Source organism: Rhodococcus sp. P4_C10, from assembly GCF_056402135.1.
Window position 1 is genome coordinate 20,769 of sequence record NZ_JBFUHZ010000049.1, and the last position, 17,907, is coordinate 38,675.

At 70.1% G+C, this 17,907-nt stretch carries 13 protein-coding genes and 1 pseudogene; 7 read left to right on the forward strand and 7 right to left on the reverse strand.

Translation table 11 applies throughout. The features are described from left to right. Nucleotides 1–15: 15 nt before the first annotated feature. The 4 genes and pseudogenes from AC1DWC_RS22950 (at nucleotide 16) to AC1DWC_RS22965 (ending at nucleotide 6,654) form a co-directional block, all read left to right on the forward strand. Nucleotides 16–1,478 (forward strand): annotated as a pseudogene (locus tag AC1DWC_RS22950) (alpha/beta hydrolase). Nucleotides 1,479–1,530: 52 nt separating this feature from the next. Continuing rightward, the gene (glnA, locus tag AC1DWC_RS22955; protein ID WP_072847289.1) at nucleotides 1,531–2,871 is read left to right on the forward strand and encodes a type I glutamate--ammonia ligase; all 1,341 of its coding nucleotides are present in this window, start codon (nucleotides 1,531–1,533) and stop codon (nucleotides 2,869–2,871) included. Nucleotides 2,872–2,875: 4 nt separating this feature from the next. Continuing rightward, nucleotides 2,876–5,890 (forward strand): bifunctional [glutamine synthetase] adenylyltransferase/[glutamine synthetase]-adenylyl-L-tyrosine phosphorylase, encoded by a 3,015-nt coding sequence (locus tag AC1DWC_RS22960; protein ID WP_477911743.1) that lies wholly within the window; start codon nucleotides 2,876–2,878, stop codon nucleotides 5,888–5,890. Between the two features lie 197 nt (nucleotides 5,891–6,087). Continuing rightward, nucleotides 6,088–6,654 (forward strand): C40 family peptidase, encoded by a 567-nt coding sequence (locus tag AC1DWC_RS22965; protein WP_477911745.1) that lies wholly within the window; start codon nucleotides 6,088–6,090, stop codon nucleotides 6,652–6,654. A 246-nt stretch (nucleotides 6,655–6,900) separates the two neighbouring features. On the opposite strand, the gene AC1DWC_RS22970 is transcribed toward AC1DWC_RS22965, so the two are convergent. Beyond that, complete coding sequence (locus tag AC1DWC_RS22970) at nucleotides 6,901–7,413, reverse strand: hypothetical protein (RefSeq protein ID WP_477911747.1); 513 nt, start codon at nucleotides 7,411–7,413, stop codon at nucleotides 6,901–6,903. Nucleotides 7,414–7,892: 479 nt separating this feature from the next. Between AC1DWC_RS22970 and AC1DWC_RS22975 the strand changes: the two genes are divergently transcribed. Both AC1DWC_RS22975 and AC1DWC_RS22980 read left to right on the forward strand, forming a co-directional pair. Further along, entirely contained in the window at nucleotides 7,893–10,811 is a 2,919-nt protein-coding gene (locus AC1DWC_RS22975; RefSeq protein WP_477911749.1) for a helix-turn-helix transcriptional regulator, read from the forward strand. 312 nt (nucleotides 10,812–11,123) lie between these two features. Beyond that, nucleotides 11,124–12,110, forward strand: coding sequence for an RCC1 domain-containing protein (locus AC1DWC_RS22980; RefSeq protein ID WP_477911751.1), 987 nt, complete (start codon nucleotides 11,124–11,126; stop codon nucleotides 12,108–12,110). 101 nt (nucleotides 12,111–12,211) lie between these two features. Here AC1DWC_RS22980 and AC1DWC_RS22985 read toward each other — a convergent pair whose 3' ends face one another. Then, nucleotides 12,212–12,559, reverse strand: coding sequence for a PNPOx family protein (locus AC1DWC_RS22985; protein ID WP_477911753.1), 348 nt, complete (start codon nucleotides 12,557–12,559; stop codon nucleotides 12,212–12,214). Nucleotides 12,560–12,918: 359 nt separating this feature from the next. Here AC1DWC_RS22985 and AC1DWC_RS22990 point away from each other — a divergent pair, with 359 nt between their 5' ends. Next, on the forward strand, nucleotides 12,919–13,047 hold the full coding sequence (locus tag AC1DWC_RS22990) for a hypothetical protein (protein WP_255312568.1): 129 nt from the start codon (nucleotides 12,919–12,921) through the stop codon (nucleotides 13,045–13,047). A 59-nt stretch (nucleotides 13,048–13,106) separates the two neighbouring features. On the opposite strand, the gene AC1DWC_RS22995 is transcribed toward AC1DWC_RS22990, so the two are convergent. The 5 genes from AC1DWC_RS22995 to AC1DWC_RS23015 form a co-directional block, all read right to left on the reverse strand. Continuing rightward, nucleotides 13,107–14,108: a glycine betaine ABC transporter substrate-binding protein gene (locus AC1DWC_RS22995; RefSeq protein WP_477911755.1), complete on the reverse strand. Its 1,002-nt coding sequence runs from the start codon at nucleotides 14,106–14,108 to the stop codon at nucleotides 13,107–13,109. A 1-nt stretch (nucleotide 14,109) separates the two neighbouring features. After that, nucleotides 14,110–14,826, reverse strand: a complete 717-nt coding sequence (locus AC1DWC_RS23000; RefSeq protein WP_477842343.1) for an ABC transporter permease — start codon at nucleotides 14,824–14,826, stop codon at nucleotides 14,110–14,112. A 110-nt stretch (nucleotides 14,827–14,936) separates the two neighbouring features. Further along, nucleotides 14,937–16,199, reverse strand: a complete 1,263-nt coding sequence (locus tag AC1DWC_RS23005) for an ABC transporter ATP-binding protein (protein WP_477911757.1) — start codon at nucleotides 16,197–16,199, stop codon at nucleotides 14,937–14,939. Next, the gene (locus AC1DWC_RS23010) at nucleotides 16,196–16,822 is read right to left on the reverse strand and encodes an ABC transporter permease (protein WP_477911780.1); all 627 of its coding nucleotides are present in this window, start codon (nucleotides 16,820–16,822) and stop codon (nucleotides 16,196–16,198) included. The genes AC1DWC_RS23005 and AC1DWC_RS23010 overlap by 4 nt, the downstream gene beginning before the upstream one ends. Before the next feature lie 243 nt (nucleotides 16,823–17,065). Beyond that, nucleotides 17,066–17,782: an ANTAR domain-containing protein gene (locus AC1DWC_RS23015; protein WP_477911759.1), complete on the reverse strand. Its 717-nt coding sequence runs from the start codon at nucleotides 17,780–17,782 to the stop codon at nucleotides 17,066–17,068. Between the last annotated feature and the right edge of the window lie 125 nt (nucleotides 17,783–17,907).

A 17,907-nucleotide genomic window follows, 5' to 3' on the forward strand; every position in this document is an offset into this window, starting at 1 on the left:
TGGCACCATCGAGCCATGCCGCCTCGCCGTACCGTCCCCGTTTTCCTGGCCGCGGCCGCACTCGTGGCCACCCTGGCCGCCGGCTGCAGCGTGCCCGTCGACGGCGCGGCGACCGCCGCGGTAGGCGAGTCCGCGTCGGCTCAGGACGGGTCGTTCCGCCCGGGCGCCGGGGTGGTGCCGGCCGGGCTGGAGAAGTTCTACACGCAGGACCCGCAGTGGGGGTCGTGCGACGACTTCGTCACCGACGGTGCGCCGTTGGCGAGCCGGGTCGAGTGCACCCGGATCACCGTCCCGGTGAACTACGACGATCCCGCCGGGGCGGCCCCGGCTTCGACGTGGTCGGCTTCGACCCCCGCGGCATCGGCGCGTCCACCCCGCAGGTGCAGTGCCTGACCCCGGCCGAGGCGGACGCCGAGCGCGCCGAGTCGCAGGTGGACATGAGTCCCGCCGGCATCGCCGCGATCGAGGACACCAACCGCGACTACGCGGACAAGTGCGCCCAGCGGTCCGGCACCAACCTGCTCGCCCACGTCGGCACCCGCGAGGTGGTCCGGGACATGGACGTGATCCGGTCCGTGCTCGGCGACGAGAAGCTCAGCTACCTCGGCTTCTCGTACGGCACCCGGCTCGGGACGACCTACGCGGAGACCTTCCCGGGCAACGTCCGGGCCATGGTCCTCGACGGCGCGATCGACCCGGCGCAGGACCCGGTCGACTCGACGGTGCTCCAGGCCGCCGGGTTCCAGCAGGCGTTCGACGCGTTCGCCGCGGACTGCGTCGCCACCTCGCCGGACTGCCCGCTCGGCGCCGACCCGGCCCAGTCGGTCGCGCGGTTCCGGGCACTGGTCGACCCGCTCGTCGACCGGCCCGCGCAGACCACCGACCCGCGCGGGCTGAGCTACCCCGACGCGATCACCGGAGTACAGCAGGCGCTGTACTCGCCGAACCTCTGGGGCTCGCTGCGCTCGGGCCTGTCCGCGCTGGGCGAAGGCCGCGGCGACACCCTGCTGCTGCTCGCCGACCTCTACGAGGGCAGGCAGGACGACGGCAGCTACAGCAACATCAACGACGCCTTCAACGCGGTCCGCTGCGTCGACGACCCGCCGGTGACCGACCGAGCGCAGAACGGCGCCGCGGACACCGCGTTCCGTCGGGCGGCCCCGTTCCTCGACGACGGCCGCGGCGCCGGCAGCGCCCCGCTCGACATCTGCGCGTTCTGGCCGGTGCCGCACACCGCGACCCCGCACCCGGTCGACGCCAAGGACCTGCCGCTGGTCGTGGTGGTCTCGACCACCGAGGACCCGGCCACGCCGTACCAGGCCGGGGTGGAGCTGGCCAAGCAGGTCGGTGGCGCGCTGATCACCTTCCGGGGCACCCAACACACCGTTGCGATGAGCGGTGTTTCGTGCGTCGACGACGCCGTCGTGGCGTACCTGACCGGGCTCGATGCACCCGCGTCGGACCTAACGTGTTCGTAACCGATTTCACGATGTAACACAGATTTAACGGGCCTTGCCTACTCTCGCGGACATGGATCGCCAGAAGGAATTCGTGCTTCGTACCCTCGAAGAACGCGACATCCGTTTCGTTCGACTGTGGTTCACCGACGTGCTCGGCTACCTCAAGTCGGTGGCGATCGCCCCCGCCGAACTCGAGGGCGCCTTCAGCGAGGGCATCGGTTTCGACGGTTCCGCCATCGAGGGCTTCTCCCGGGTGTCGGAGGCGGACACCGTCGCGATGCCGGACCCGTCGACGTTCCAGGTGCTGCCGTGGGCGCACAAGGACGGGGCCCAGCACTCGGCGCGGATGTTCTGCGACATCGCGAACCCCGACGGCTCCCCGAACTGGGCGGACTCGCGGCACGTGCTGCGCCGTCAGCTGAGCAAGGCCAGCGACGTCGGCTTCAGCTGCTACGTGCACCCCGAGATCGAGTTCTTCCTGCTCGAGAACGGGCCGATCGACGGCACCACGCCGATCCCGGCGGACAACGGCGGCTACTTCGACCAGGCCGTGCACGACTCGGCGCCGAACTTCCGCCGCCATGCCATCGACGCACTCGAGTCGATGGGCATCTCGGTGGAGTTCAGCCACCACGAGACCGCGCCCGGCCAGCAGGAGATCGACCTGCGCTACGCCGACGCGCTGTCGATGGCGGACAACGTGATGACCTTCCGGTACGTGGTCAAGGAGGTCGCGCGGGCGGAGAACGTGCGCGCGACGTTCATGCCGAAGCCCTTCACCGAGCACGCCGGCTCCGCCATGCACACCCACATGAGCCTGTTCGAGGGCGAGAACAACGCCTTCCACAACCCCGACGACCCGATGCAGCTCTCGGACACCGGCAAGGCGTTCATCGCCGGCATCCTCGAGCACGCCAACGAGATCAGCGCCGTCACCAACCAGTGGGTGAACTCCTACAAGCGGCTGATCCACGGCGGCGAGGCGCCGACCGCGGCGTCCTGGGGTCCGTCGAACCGGTCCGCGCTGGTGCGGGTGCCGATGTACACCCCGAACAAGGCGTCGTCGCGACGCGTCGAGATCCGCAGCCCAGACTCGGCCTGCAACCCGTACCTCACCTTCGCGGTGCTGCTGGCCGCCGGCCTGCGCGGCATCGAGAAGGGGTACGAGCTGCCGCCCGAGGCCGAGGACGACGTCTGGTCGCTGACGTCCGCGGAACGCCGGGCCATGGGTTACAAGGAGCTGCCGGGCAGCCTCGACGAGGCGCTGCGGGAGATGGAGCGCTCCGAGCTGGTCGCCGAGGCCCTCGGTGAGCACGTCTTCGACTTCTTCCTGCGGAACAAGCGCCGGGAGTGGGCGGAGTACCGGACCCAGGTGACGCCGTTCGAACTCAAGACCTACCTGGGCCTGTAGACGGATGGTCAAGCCTCCTACCGCACGGTCCGCGATTCCCGGCCCGGGCCGGCTCGGGCTGGTCGAACCGACGGCGCCGACGGACCTCGCCACCCTCGGCTGGGTGAACCTCGACAGCGTCGAGCTGCTGTGGGCGCTCTCGCGGGCCGCCAACGCAGACCTGGCGCTGCGGTCGCTGGTCCGGATGCACGAGGGTCTCGGTGCCGGCTGGGCGGAACTCGACGCCGGGCTCCGCACCGACACCGGCCTGCGCGGACGCCTGTTCGGGGTGATCGGTGCGTCCAGCGCCTTCGGTGACCACCTGGCGGCCAACCCGGACGGCTGGCAGCTGCTGCGCGGGGACCTCGATCTGCCCTCGCACGCGGACCTGACGGACGAGCTGCTCGCGGCGGTCGGTGCGACGCCGGACGGGAGCGCCTCGGAACTCAACCTCGTCTACCGGTCGACCATCATCGGTCCGGATGCCGTTGCGGCGCTGCGGAAGACGTACCGCGACCAGTTGATGGTGCTGGCCGCCGTCGACCTGGCGGCGACCGTGGAGAACGAGCGGGTGCTGCCGTACCAGACGGTGGGCCGGCAGCTCTCCGACATGGCGGACGCCGCGCTGACCGCGGCGCTCGCGGTCGCCGTCGCCACCATCTACCCGGACGGACCCTGCACCGCCCGGCTCGCGGTGATCGCGATGGGCAAGTGCGGTGCGCGGGAACTGAACTACGTCAGCGACGTGGACGTGGTGTTCGTGGCGGAGCCGTCCGACGCGTCCACCAGCCGGCTCGCCGGCGAGCTGATGCGGGTCGGGTCCTCGGCCTTCTTCGAGGTGGACGCCGCGCTGCGGCCGGAGGGCAAGCGCGGCGAGCTGGTGCGCACCCTCGACTCGCACGTCGCCTACTACCAGCGCTGGGCCAAGACCTGGGAGTTCCAGGCACTGCTCAAGGCCCGTCCGGCGACCGGCGACCTGGCGCTGGGGCAGCGGTACGTCGACGCGCTCAGCCCGATGGTGTGGGGCGCGTCCGAGCGCGACGACTTCGTCACCGACCTGCAGGCGATGCGTCGCCGGGTGGAGTCGATGGTGCCCCCGGAACTGCGCGAGCGGGAGATCAAGCTCGGTCGTGGCAGCCTGCGCGACGTCGAGTTCGCCGTCCAGCTGCTGCAGTTGGTGCACGGCCGCGCCGACGAGTCGCTGCACGTCAAGAGCACCGTGGAGGCGCTGACCGCGCTCGCGGCCGGCGGCTACGTGGGCCGCGACGACGCCGCGAACCTCACCGCCTCCTACGAGTTCCTGCGGCTGATCGAGCACCGGCTGCAGCTGCAGCGGCTCAAGCGCACGCACACCCTGCCGCCGGCGGACGACGAGGAGGCGCTGCGCTGGCTGGCCCGTGCGGCGCACATGCGTCCCGACGGTCGCACCGACGCGCTCGGGGTGCTGGCCGCGGAGGTCAAGCGCAATTCGCACCGGATCCGCCGGTTGCACGCCAAGCTGTTCTACCGTCCGCTGCTGGAATCGGTTGCGCGCCTGGACAAGGACGCGATCCGGCTGAGCCCGGACGCGGCGATCCGGCAGCTGGCGGCGCTGGGCTACACCGCCCCGGAGAATGCGCTCGGACACCTCAAGGCGTTGACGGTCGGGGCCTCCCGCAAGGGTCGCATCCAGGCGTTGCTGCTGCCGACCCTGCTCGAATGGCTCAGTGACACACCGGATCCCGACGGCGGTCTGCTGGCCTACCGGCGACTGTCCGAGGCGATGACGGATCAGGACTGGTACCTGCGGGTGCTGCGCGACGAGGGCGCGGTGGCGCAGCGGCTGATGATCGTGCTGGGCTCCTCGGCCTACATCCCGGACCTGCTGATCAAGGCCCCGGACGTGCTGCGGCAGTTCGCGGACGGCCCGAACGGTCCGCGTCTGCTCGACAGCGACCCGGACGAGGTGGCCCGGGGAATCCTGTCCTCGTCCGCCCGTTACGACGACCCGGGGCGGGCCGTGGCCGCGGCCCGGTCGCTGCGCCGGCACGAGCTGGCACGGGTGGCCTCCGCCGACGTGCTGGGGATGCTCGACGTGCCGCAGGTGTGCCGGGCGCTGTCCTCGGTGTGGTCCGCGGTGTTCGGCGCGGCGCTGGCCGCGGTGGTCCGGGCCAGCGAGGCCGAGCGCGGCGCCCCGGCTCCGGCGTCGTTCGCGGTGATCGGGATGGGCCGGCTCGGCGGCGGCGAACTCGGCTACGGCTCCGACGCCGACGTGCTGTTCGTCTGCGATCCGAACCCCGGCGAGGACGAGATGCTCGCGGTCAAGTGGGCCAACGGCATCGCCGACCGGGTGCGCAAGCTGCTCGGCGCACCCAGCACCGACCCGCCGCTCGAGGTGGACACCGGGCTCCGGCCGGAGGGCCGCAACGGCCCGATGGTGCGGACCCTCGCCTCGTACGAGGCGTACTACCGGCAGTGGGCGCAGGCCTGGGAGATTCAGGCGCTGCTGCGCGCGCACACGGTCGCCGGCGACGCCGACCTGGGGCTGCGGTTCCTGCGGATGATCGACGCGACCCGGTACCCCGAGGGCGGCGTCTCGGAGACCGCGGTCCGGGAGATCCGCCGGATCAAGGCCCGGGTGGACTCGGAGCGACTGCCCCGCGGCGCCGACCCGGCCACCCACACCAAGCTCGGCCGCGGCGGTCTGGCCGACGTCGAGTGGACCGTCCAGCTGATCCAGCTCCGGCACGCCCACGACGTGCCGTCGCTGCACAACACCTCGACCCTCGAGACGTTGGACGCGATCGGTGCCGCCGAGTTGATGAGCGAGTCCGACGTGGAGTTGCTCCGCGAGGCCTGGCTGACCGCCACCAAGGCGCGCAACGCGCTCGTGCTGGTGCGCGGAAAGCCGTCCGATCAGCTGCCGGGCCACGGCCGGCTGCTGTCCGCGGTCGCGCAGGTGGCCGGCTGGGACGGCGACGACGCGGGGGAGTTCCTCGACAACTACCTGCGCGTCACGCGTCGGGCGAAGGCCGTGGTGGAGCGCACCTTCGGCGCCTGACCTGCGTAAACGGTGCTGCCGCGGTCCCGGGGTCGACGACCTCCGGGGCCGCGGCGCGTTTCGTCGAACACCAGAAACAGGTATGCCCCCGGGTAGTTCGACCGTGCCGGGTAACTGCACCCACCAGGCAATCTGTCATTCATCACAGCGGCCCCCGCAGAAGCGTTGGCCGAACCGGATGAATGGAGAACGGTTTCGTGGCAAATCACAAGTCTGCGCGGGGTAGTCGGTTGGCCGGATCGGTCCGAGGTGTTCTGGTCGCCGGAGCGGTCGCCGCGGGAGCGGTGGTCCTGACCGCCACCCCCGCCCTGGCGCAGCCGATCAACATCCCCGGTATCGGCGCCATCGAGATTCCGGGCCAGCTGCCCGCCGCGCCGCAGTCGCCCTCGGCGCCGTCCGTGGCCCCCGCGCCGCTCGCGTCCTCGCACGGCACCCAGGCGTTGCGGGCAGCCGAGTCCAAGCTCGGGTCCCCGTATGTGTGGGGCGCGACCGGACCGAACTCGTTCGACTGCTCGGGGCTGGTCCAGTGGGCGTACAAGCAGGTGGGCATCTCGGTTCCGCGGACCACCTACGACCAGGCGAACGCCGGGTCCCCGGTGTCCAAGAATGCCCTGCAGCCCGGTGACGTCGTGCTCTTCAACGGCGCGGAGCACGTCGGGATCTACCAGGGCAACGGCCGGGTGGTGCACGCCCCCACCGAGGGCCAGCCGGTCAAGAGCACGCCGGTGGACGCGATGCCGTTCTACTCGGCGCGCCGGTTCTGAGACCTGCTCAGTTCGAGATCGCGAGCTGAGGTGTTGTCCCACCTCGGCAGCGCGCAGAGGAACCCGGTGTTCACCGGTGCCGGTTCGTTCTGGGCTGCAGGCAGATTGGACAGGTGGACCCGCTCGGACGCGGGCCGCACGATCGCGCCGGAGGCCACCGGCCCGCACGGCCGCCGCGACGGCACCGACCCGCCGGTCGAACTGCGGTCGCGACCGGCCACGCGGCAGCGGGACTCGACCCGCCGATCAGCGCTCCTCAGGGGGGAGCCAGGACTTCCCGATGATGCCGGCCGCCGATGATGTCACCGATCCCGTGCCAAACCTCAACAGGAGGTCGAGGACGTTCCCCGGGCTGCCCAGGCTGCCGATCCTGCTGCTCGAGAACGCCGGGTCCGCGTCCAGATCCACGATTTCGTCAAACGGGGCGATGAGGTCAGTCCGTCCGTCGGCGTCATCGCACCAGACCACGACCATGTAGCTGCCGTTCGGCATCCGCGGCGTGGAATATTGGCCATCGCCCGGATTTGTCCGGAGGTAAATGAGGCCGCCGGTATCCGACTCTGCTCCGGGGACCATGTTCGGGACGATGTTCGTCACGCCGACTCCACAGCTGGCCAGGGTCGGCGAGCCCACTCCCGAGACCTTGACGGTGATCACGTTGTCGTTGGTCGTCACGGCGGCGGTGCCGGTGACGGCGGCCGAACCGATGGCGGGGGTCGCGAGCACCGCCAGGGCGGCCAGGCCGGCGACGGCGCCCATACGGGCGATGCTCTTACTGAATCTCAACACGTGTGCCCATTTCTTCGATGACGGTGTTCGTTCGGGACGGTGCGCGTACGCGCAGGCCATCAGCCACAACCGGGTGACCCGGAACCAAAGTTGTTGTGGTGGTGATACCAGCCCGCGGCCTTCGTGGTGCGGAACTTCCATGAAAGGCGCTGGGGGATCAGGGTTCTGATCAGCGGGTCCTCGTCGCGGGGGTCTACCCGGGACCTGAGCCTGCGACGACCCGGACACGTCGAAGCGAATGTTCCCGCCGAACAACTTTGTGCGACAGCCGAGTTGACCATCGGCACGGGGCTGGCGACACGGGTCTGGTTTCGGGCACGAGAGTGATCACACCGCACCCCGCTGCGGTTGTCCCCGGTGAGAACTACCGGGATCCGGCGGGTCGGTACCCGGTGGTCTTCACTGATTCGTCGCGTTTGTCCGGGCGTCGGCGGATAACATCTGCCGCTATGGGCAGTGCCACCCGGATTCGCGGTGAGGTTCGGCGCGACGCTGTGATCGTCGGCAGGGCGCGTCACCTCGCCGATCTCGCCGCGTGTGCTCGCCGAGCGCGCGCCGGCGAGGGCCAGGTGGTGGTGCTCGAGGGGGAGTCCGGCTTCGGAAAGACCGCGCTTGTGCATGCGTTTCTCGCCGGCGAGTCCGGCTGGATCACCGCGGCCGCGGTGGCAGACGACGGCGAGTGTGCGGTCACCTACGGGGTGATCGAGCAGATCGCCGACGAACTCGCGCACGCGGGCGCCGCCGACGCCGCCGATGTCGACGTGCGGGACATCGGGATTCGCCAGGTCGCGGCGTCCGTGGTCGCCGCTCTGGACGCGGCCGGCGGCCCGGTGTGCATCGTCGTCGACGACGCGCAGTGGGTGGACGATGACTCGGCCGGCGTGCTCATGCTGATGGCGCACGCCGTTCGGCACCGCGCCGTGCTGCTGGTGATCTCTGCACGACGCGACGCATCCCCGCTGCTCAACCGGGTGCGCCGCCTTGCGTCCGGTCCGGGTCGCGGGGCCGTCGTACAGGTCGGCGCGCTGTCGCCCCACGAGGTGCGGGAACTGGTGGAGGTCTCGCTCGACACGGACTACTCGCTGCGCTCGGCGACCACGTTGGCGGCATACACCCAGGGCTGTCCGCTGGACATCCATGCCGCTGTCAAGGCGTGTGGTGGAGATCCGGCACGCGCACACGATCAGCTGATGCGATACGTACCCGACTTGGTCGAATCGCTGAGGGCGGTCTTGTCGCAGGTCACGGACTCCTGCCGTCGGGGAGTCGAGGTGATGGCGGTGCTCGACGCGCCGACGTCGGTCGCCGATCTCGACGCCGTGGCGGTGCGGCTCGGTGGCCTCGTCGACGTGCCCGCCGCGATGGAAGTCCACCTGCTGGAGATCGAGAACGCGCGGGGCGCGCTGACCGTGCGGCCCCTGCACGCCAGAGTGCGCGACGCGGTACTGGCATCGATGGACCGCGATGCGATCCGGAGGGTGCACGCGTCGATCGCCGACGTCGCGATCGGTCCCCGAGCGCTGTTGCACCGGGCCGCCGCACGCGCCGGCGGGAGCGAAGAGCTGGCTGCTCACCTGGAGGAACAGGCGTCGGGCGCGCGTGCGCACGGAGACCTCGACCGTGCGGTCGAGTACGGGCTGTGGGCCGTACGGCTGACCACGGATCCCGGTGCGTATCCACGTCGGCTGGTGGCCTGCGCCGCGAGTTCCGTTGCCGGACGGCACCTGCGGGTGTTCGACGAGCTGGTGGAGGGCCTCGAGTCGTTGGCTCCGGCCCCCGACCGTGACCTGCTGCTCGCGTTTTCACAGCTCAGGCGTGGTGACAACGCCGCCGCGCGCGAGCGTGCCGCGTCAGCGTTGTCGACGGACCTGCGTGGGGAGCCGGCCTCGACCGCGCTCCGGATCGTCGTCACCTGCGGGCTGGCGTCCGCGCTGGCCGTGGTGGGCGAGATGGGCGAGGTGGCGACCCTCTGCGACGTCCTCGAACGTGACCTCTCGGTGCTCGCCGTGATGCGATCCGCGGACCGCGCCGACGACGGCATTCCCGTCGACCTGCTCGGTCGGGAGGTCGAGCTGTCGGCGCTGCGCAGCGCCGTCGCGCACTACACCGAGGGCATCGCCGTCCATCGGTCGCCGGTGGCGGAACTGCTCGGTGCACTCGCACCGGGGCGCTACGACCGCCGGCACGCGATCGCGCTGGTGACGCGGGGGACGTTGCTGCACAAGGACGGTCAGTTGCACCGGGCGGCGGAGGACCTGACGTCGGGTCTGAGCCTGATCGCCGACGACTCGTCGTGGATCGCGCAGCAGGGCCGCATCGAGCTCGCGATGGTCCAGTTCCGGCTCGGATCGTGGGATGACGCACAGGCCAGCGCCGCCGACGCACTCGACTTCGCACTCGACCTGGGCGACCCGTGGTCGACCGCGGCGGCGTACGCGGTCGCCGCGTTGGTGCCCGTCGGTCGCGGAGACCTCGCGGTCGCCGAGCGCCGGCTCGGGCTCGCGCACGCGGCGTTGTCCCAGTCCGGGACGCTGGTGGCCTATCGCGTGATCGCCCTGGTCGAGATGATGCTCGCCCTCGCCCGCCGCCGACCCGAGCGTGCGCTGACTGCGATGCAGGCGTACCGCGTCCACGCGGATCTCGGCGACCGGGTGGGCAACTGGGATGCCGCCGAGGCCGTGGCGCTCTTGGAGTTGGGGCGCATCGGCGAGGCCGTCGCGGCACTCGACAGGTTCGAGCGCACCGACGCCGAGTACCTGCTGGTCCGCGGTGCGGTGTCGTTCATGGCGGGCGACCGTGACCAGGCCGCGCGCCAGTTGCGCGGCGCGTTGGCGGCGCTGGACGACGACTCGTCGGTGATCGTCAGGGGCGTGACCTGGCACCGGGTCGGGATGTTGCTGGCGGTGGACGGCGAACCGGAGGCCGGCCGGGCGCTGATCCGCCGGGCCCGGGACCTGTACGACCGCCTTGCGGCGGCGACGTGGCTCGCCGAATGCGAGGCGGATCTGCAGGCCCTCGGCGCTGCCCCGAGTACGCCGTCGACCTCGCAGAATGCCTCGTCCGAGACGCCGCTGACCGTGCGGGAGCACCAGATCGCGCTGCTGGTCGGCGACGGCCTGACCAACCGAGAAGTCGCGGAGAGGCTGACCCTGTCGATCCGGACCGTGGACTTCCACCTGCGCAACGTGCTGCACAAATTGGGCTTCGGGTCTCGGCGACGGTTGCGGGCCTGGGTCGCCGCGACGGCGACGTCGACGACGGTGCCGGGCGTGGACCACGACAGCACCTCGGGCGAGCCGCACCGCTCACGCTTCCGCGCACTGGTGTTGGGCGTCGGCGGCGCGAACAAATCTCGTGACGAGAAGTAGCTGCGCACAGCTTTTGAAAATAGTTGTAACGCAGCAGAATTCGTGACTGATCGGTAGCGCGTTCGAGTTTTCTCCCGAAGTGTCGGTCGCAGTGGACTTTTCGATTCCGCTGACAGGACCACCTTCGCTGTGGTGATCATGTTCGCGTCCCCGCCCCCCAGAATCGCTGGAGCGTTGTCGCGCGGGAACTCAAGTCCTACTGAAGAGGAGATCTCTGTGAGGATTGATTCGAATCGGCGAAACATGCACTCGGACACCAGGTCCAGATGGAGACGCCGAGCCCTGGTCACGCCACTTTTCGCGCTGGCGACGATGGCAGGACTGGTGGGGACCTCGGGGGCCGTGCCGGTGGGTGTGCCGGTGCTGCCCGGCGGGGAGATCGTGGGGGCCGGGGACAACACCTACGGGGCGGTGACCCCGCCCGCAGTCCCGGCGGGGCAGACGTTCACCGCGGTGGACACGAGCGGACTGTTCTCGATCGCGCTGACCTCGGACGGGCAGGTCCAGGGGTTCGGCCTGCCCCAACTCGGGATGTTCGCGTTCCCGCCGCTGCCGGCGGGCCAGAAGTACACCGCGATATCGGCGGGCGGTGCATACACCCTGCTCCTCACCTCGGCGGGCCAGATCCTCAGCACGGGTAGCAACGACTGGGGGCAGCGGGTCGCCCCGTCGCTCCCGGCGGGGCAGACGTACAAGGCCATCTCCGCGGGCTTCCGCCATTCGCTCGCGCTGACCTCGGCCGGTCAGGTCGTCGCGTTCGGCAACAACGACAGCGGCCAGGCCGACGTGCCGCCGCCGCCGCCGGGACAGACCTACACGGCGGTCGCGGCGGGCAACTGGCATTCGCTGGCGCTGACCTCGGGCGGTCAGGTGGTTGCCTGGGGTTCGCTGCCGCAGGATCAGCCGGTCCCGGAGGCCCCCGCGGGCCAGACGTACACGGCGATCGACACGGACTCGTTCCACTCGCTCGCCCTGACCTCCGGTGGCCAGGTCGTCGGTTGGGGGTCGAGTAGTACCGGACAGGGGACGTTCCCGGCAGGTCAGACGTACACGGCGATCTCCGCGGGCAGCTTCCATTCGGCGGCGTTGACCGCGACCGGGCAGGTCGTGGCCGTGGGTGAGAACACGAAGGGTCAGCTGGACATCCCGGCTCCGCCGGAGGGTCGCAAGTACACGGCGATCGCCGCCGGCGGCAGCAACACGCTGGCGATTCACGGCCCGGACGCGCCGCCGGACCCCGGAACGGGATCGCTGGACTCGCTGGGTTCGCTGACCGACCTGTTCGGCTCGTTGGGCTGACGGTAGCGACCAGTTTGCGGGCCGGCCGCGGCGACCCTTCGACGCACCAGTCGTCGGAGGGGCCGCGACCGGTTCGCGCTTCGAATCGGGGCCGGCGGCCCTCAGCTCGTCGGGTCCAACGTCACCTTCACCGACACCTGTCCCGCGTCGTTGCGGGTACTGACGGCATGCCCCGGGCGATCGACCCCCGCCCGGGTGACGGTGACCCGGTCACCGGCGCCGAGAAAGTTGCGCCACCAGTTCTTCTTGTCGGGCAGGGCGACCCCGACGACGAGTTCGTTCCCCTTCTGGGTGGGTGTCACCGGCAGGCTGAAGGTCTTGCCGGACCGGCGTCCGGTGTAGGTGATCACGACCATCGATCGGCCGAGGACCTTCGCGAGCGCCGGGATCTTCATGGCCGCGACGACCACCTTGTTCGTTGCGGCAGAAACCTTCTGGAACGTATTCAATCGACTCTCCTTTTGCGGGCGCCGCCCGCGGACCGGGGCAGCAAGTTGCCGCGGGCACCGAGTCTCGCGACAAAATTGGACAGGTTGAGATGTCGAGATGAGTATCGGTCATTTCCCGAATTGTCGAGACGGACTTCGCATCACGGCTTACCTCTCCGTCGGCGACTCCGTGCCGGATCTCCGTGTCGGCTGCACCCGACTCGGGTCGCCCTGGCTGAGCTGCCTCGCCGCGGACTGGTGCCGACGCATGCATCTCCCACTACTTGTTATTGGTTGTCATTTCCATTTAGTGTCTGCGGTGCGGGTCGGGAAGCATTCCGGCACCGCTCCATCAGCACCACCATGTGGAAAGGCCAACAATGGAGTTCGATCAGTTCATCAGCCTGCTCAGCGCCCTGGGAGACTTCGGCGCACTGCTCAGCGGCGCGGGAGACGTCATGAGCGGGTCGGCGTCGCTCGCGGGCAGCGCCGGCGGCGCGCAAGCCTGACGGTCGGCTGGACAGGAGAAGGGGCGCACCCGCAGTCGGCGGGTGCGGCGACTGCGGCATCAGTCGACGGCGGTGACGAAACCCTTGTCCACCAACCACTGTCGGGCCACGTCGGCCGGCTCCTGGCCCTCCACGTCGACGCGCCGGTTCAGCTCGGTGATCTCCTCGTCGGTCAGCTCCGCGGAGATCGGCGCCATCACCTCCGCGACCTGCGGGTGCTCCTGGGCGAAGCCCTCACGCATGATCAGCGCCGGGTTGTACTTCGGGAAGAACGAGCGGTCGTCGTCGAGCAGCACCAGATCCAGCGCGATGATGCGCCCGTCGGTGGTGAACACCTCGCCGAACTTGCACTGGGTGCCGTCCGCGGTGGCCTGATAGATGATGCCCGTCTGCAGGATCTGCTTCTGCGCCTTGGCCGGATCGAAGTCGTACGCCGCGGCCATGCCGGGATAGCCGTCCTGGCGGACGTTGAACTCGGTCTCGACGCAGGTGGTCGCCGCGGCCGGGTCGCGCTTGACCAGATCGGCGTACTCGGACAGCGTCCGCACCCCGGTGGCCTCGGCGGTGGCCCGGCTGGTGGCCAGGGCGTAGGTGTTGTTCATCGGTGCGGGGTCGGTCCACACCAGGCCGTTGCGGGCGAGGTCCTCGTCGCGCACCGCCTCGAACTGCGCGGTGGGGTCGGGGATCGGGTGCTCGTGGCCCAGGTAGTTGATCCAACCGGTGCCGGTGTACTCGTAGGTGACGTCGATCTGGCCGTGGACCTGCGCGTCGCGGGTGCTGTTGGAGCCCTGGATGTTGGTGAGGTCGCGGATGTCCGCGCCCGCCGCGGACAGCGCGAACTCGATCATGTATCCGAGGATGATCTGCTCGGTGAAGTCCTTGGAGCCCACCGTGATCGGCACGCCCTCCAACTCCTCGACCGGGGTGATGGAGCCGGGCCCCACCTTCAGCGGCAGCGCACTGCCGGACTCGAGCCCGCACGAGGCGAGCGCGGCGGCGGTTGCCGCGACCGTCAGATACGTCGCGGTCTTTCGTAACAGGGTGCTCCGCAGGCGGGCCATGTCAGCGCAGCCCCTTCGGGCCGAGGTAGACCTCGGCCAGGGCCCCGAGCCAGTCGACGAGCAGCGCCAGCGAGACCGCGAGGACGGCGCCGACGACCAGGGTCACGTTGTCGCGCAGCTTGTACCCCGTGTCGATGAGGATGCCGAGCCCGCCGGCGCTGACCAGGAAGCACAGCGTCGCGGTGCCGACCGCCAGCACCAGCGAGGTGCGCAGGCCGGCCAGGATGTACGGCACGGCCATCGGGAACTCGACGCGGCGGAGCACCGTGCGCGCGGACATGCCCTGGCCGCGCCCGGCGTCGATCAGCGCGGGATCGACCTGCTGGTAGCCGAGGATCGTGTTGCGCAGCACCGGAAGTAGGGAGTAGAAGGCGATCGGCAGCACCCCGATCCAGAATCCGGTGGTCCGGGTCGCGAGGTAGAACAGCACCAGCAGGCCGATGGCCGGGGCCGCGGCACCGATGTTCGCGATGCCGACGAACACCGGCGCCAGCCGGGTCCAGCCCGGCCGGGTGAGCAGCGTGCCCAGGGGCACCGCCAGCACCAGCACGATCACCACCACGGCCACGGTGATCAGCACGTGCTGCCAGGTCAGGGTCGCCAGATTGGCCACGCTGATGCTGGCCTGCTGGGTGGCGGTCAGGTCGCGACTGAACGCCCACACCAGCACGCCACCGGCCAGGAGGAACACCAGTACCGGCTGGGCGAGCAGGCGCATCCGTTCGGCCCGGCGCTCGGCGGCATGGTCGACGACGGCCGCATCGGTGGCGGCGATGCTCGCACCGTCGGCCGCCTCAGGCGCAGGGCCCAGCGGGAAGGTGTCGGTGCTCACGGGGCCGGCTCCTCGGGAGCCCGGTGCGCCCCACCAGGCTCGTCGACGTCTGTCGGGTCCGGGCCGGACGCGTCGTCGTGGTCGTCCGCGTGCTCGTCCCGCAGCTGTCGCAGCGTGTCGACCAGGGTGTCGATGGTGATGAGGCCCGCGTACTCGCCGTGCATGCCCGTCACCACCGTGGACGCGCTGGACTCGGCGAGCAGGGCTTCGAGGGCATCCTGCAGCGTGGACTGCACCGAGACGATCTCGCCGACCGGATCGCCCACGTCGCGAAGCGAATTCACGGTCGCCAGGTGCGCGGGGGAGACCCAGCGGACGGGGCGGTCGCGGGCGTCGAGGATCAGGCCCCACTGACGCTTGCGGGCGAGCAGGGCCCGGCGCATCTCGTCGACGGAACCGTCCTCGTGGGCGGTCGGGCAGTGGATCAGCCGCACGTCCCGGACCCGGCTGAGCGTCAGCTGCTTGAGGGAGGCGTCGGCCCCGACGAACCCGGCGACCATCTCGTTGGCGGGGTTCGCCAGGATCGCCTCCGGGGTGTCGTACTGCATGATGTGAGACTGGCTGCCCAGCACCGCAATCCGGTCGCCGAGCTTGACTGCCTCGTTGAAGTCGTGGGTGACGAAGACGATGGTCTTGCCGAGCTCGGACTGCAGCCGCATCAACTCGTCCTGCAACAGGCCCCGGGTGATCGGGTCCACGGCGCCGAACGGCTCGTCCATCAGCAGCACCGGCGGGTCCGCCGCCAGCGCGCGGGCAACCCCGACGCGCTGCTGCTGGCCGCCGGAGAGTTGGCGCGGGAAGCGATCCCGGTAGGTGTCGGGGTCGAGGCCGACGAGGTCGAGCATCTCGTCGGTCCGTTCGGCGATGTGCTTGCGGTCCCACCCCATCAGCCCGGGCACGGTCGCGACGTTCTTGGCGACCGTCAGGTGCGGGAACAGGCCCGCCTGCTGGATGGAGTAGCCGATGCCGCGGCGCAGTTGGTCGGGGTCGATCGACAGCGCGTCCTGGCCGCCGATGGTGATCCGTCCCGACGATGGTTCGATCAGCCGGTTGATCATCCGCATGGTGGTGGTCTTCCCACATCCGGAGGGCCCGACGAACACCACCGTCTCGCCGGCGGGGATGGTCATCGAGACGTGGTCGACCGCGGCCTCGGCCTGGCCGGGGTAGCGCTTGACCACGTCGTCGAGGACGATCTCGACCCCGTGCGTGCTGCTGTGCTGCGCGGCGGTGTCGTCGCGCGATGCGGTGTCGGTCAACGGATCCCCCTCGAGGTGGTGAGTCGGCCGAGCAGGACGTAGAGCGCGTCCAGGATCAGGGCCAGGATGACGATGAGCACGGTCCCGGTCAGGGCCTGGGGCACCGCGGTCGGGCTGCCCACCCGGGAGAGGCCGGAGAAGATCAGGTTGCCCAGGCCGGGACCCTTGGCGTAGGCGGCGATGGCGAGGATGCCCATCAGCATCTGGGTACTGACCCGCATGCCCGCGAGGATGGCGGGCCACGCGAGCGGCAACTCGATCCGGCCGAGCACGCGGAGCCGGTTCATGCCGACGCCCCGGGCGGCGTCGGTGACGGCGGGGTCGACGGAGGCCAGGCCAATGATCGTGTTCCGGATGATCGGCAGCAGTCCGTAGAGGACCAGCGCGGTGACGGTCGGACGCACGCCGAGGCCGAGGATCGGGATGAGCAGGCCCAGCAGGGCGAACGAGGGCACAGTGAGGATGGTGCTCGCCAGGCCGGTGGCGACGGCGGAACCGATTGGGCTGCGGTACACCAGGATTCCGATGCCGACGGCGATGATCGTCGCGATCACGACTGACTGCACCACCGCACTGACGTGGAGGTACGAGTCGGTGAGCAGCTGGCTGCGGCGCGCGGACATGAAGTCCCACCAGGCCTGGAAGTCCACCCCCGGCACCCCGTTCCGTTCCGGCGAAGTTGTTCCCGGTGCCGGCAGGCGCCTCGCGGAAAATGCGATCTCCGAGCCGCCGGCAGGTTTGCGTTCTGCCCCCACCATGCTCCGACGCCGTATCCGGCGCAATCAACTCGCCAATCCTGGCGTGTCGGATCCGGAGTTTCGCCGGGGCGATGAGCGGGCGCTTCTCGGCTCGGTGCGGCGCGGGGCTCAACCGGACGTCGGCGGAGTCAGGGGGCCGTCGACGACTTCGGCGGCGATGTCGTGGAGCGGTCGACCATGGGTGCGGGCGTAGCGGCGGAGCGCGTCGAATGCCACCGCCGGGGTGCATCCGGCGCGTTCGGCGAGCATTCCCTTGGCCTGTTCGATGACGATCCGGCTCCTCAGCGCGTGCTGCAGTTGAGCAGCTTCCGTCTGTGCGCCCCGCACGGTGCGCTCGTGCAGCAGGCCGATGGTGGCGATGTTCGCGAGCGCACGGCTCATGTCGACGTCCTCCGCGGAGAGGGTGTCGGCGGCGGTGCAGAACATGTTCAGCGACCCGAGCGCCTGGCTTCTCAGCTGCAACGGAACGGCATGGACAGCCCCGAAGCCGACCTCCCCGGACAGGTGCTGAAACCGTGGCCAGCGTGCCCGGGCAGCGTCCCGGTCGAGGTTGACGACGGGGCGTCCCATGGTGAAACAGTCGTAGCAGGGACCACAGGCGTCCGCCACCTCCAACTGTTCGAGGGTGTGTGCCGACTCGGTGGTGGACGCCTCCGAGGCCAGGTGTCCGCGCTCATCTGTCAGCAGGATGCCGGCAGCGTCAATCGCAACCAACTCCACGGTCCGCTCGGTGAGGGTGCGCAGAAAGCCGACGGTGTTGAAGCCGGGTACCACGGTGTCCGCCAATTCCGCGAACACCTGGACAAGTCGATGTTGGGTACTCATGGTTTTCGGATCTCTCTGGCCGCGTGTCGCGGTCGCCGGTTCCAGGCTAGCCGCGCCAGTCGTTGTTGGCACGGAGCGCCTCGGTCGGTTGCCGCGCGTCGAGTCCCCTGACAAAATGGGTGAGC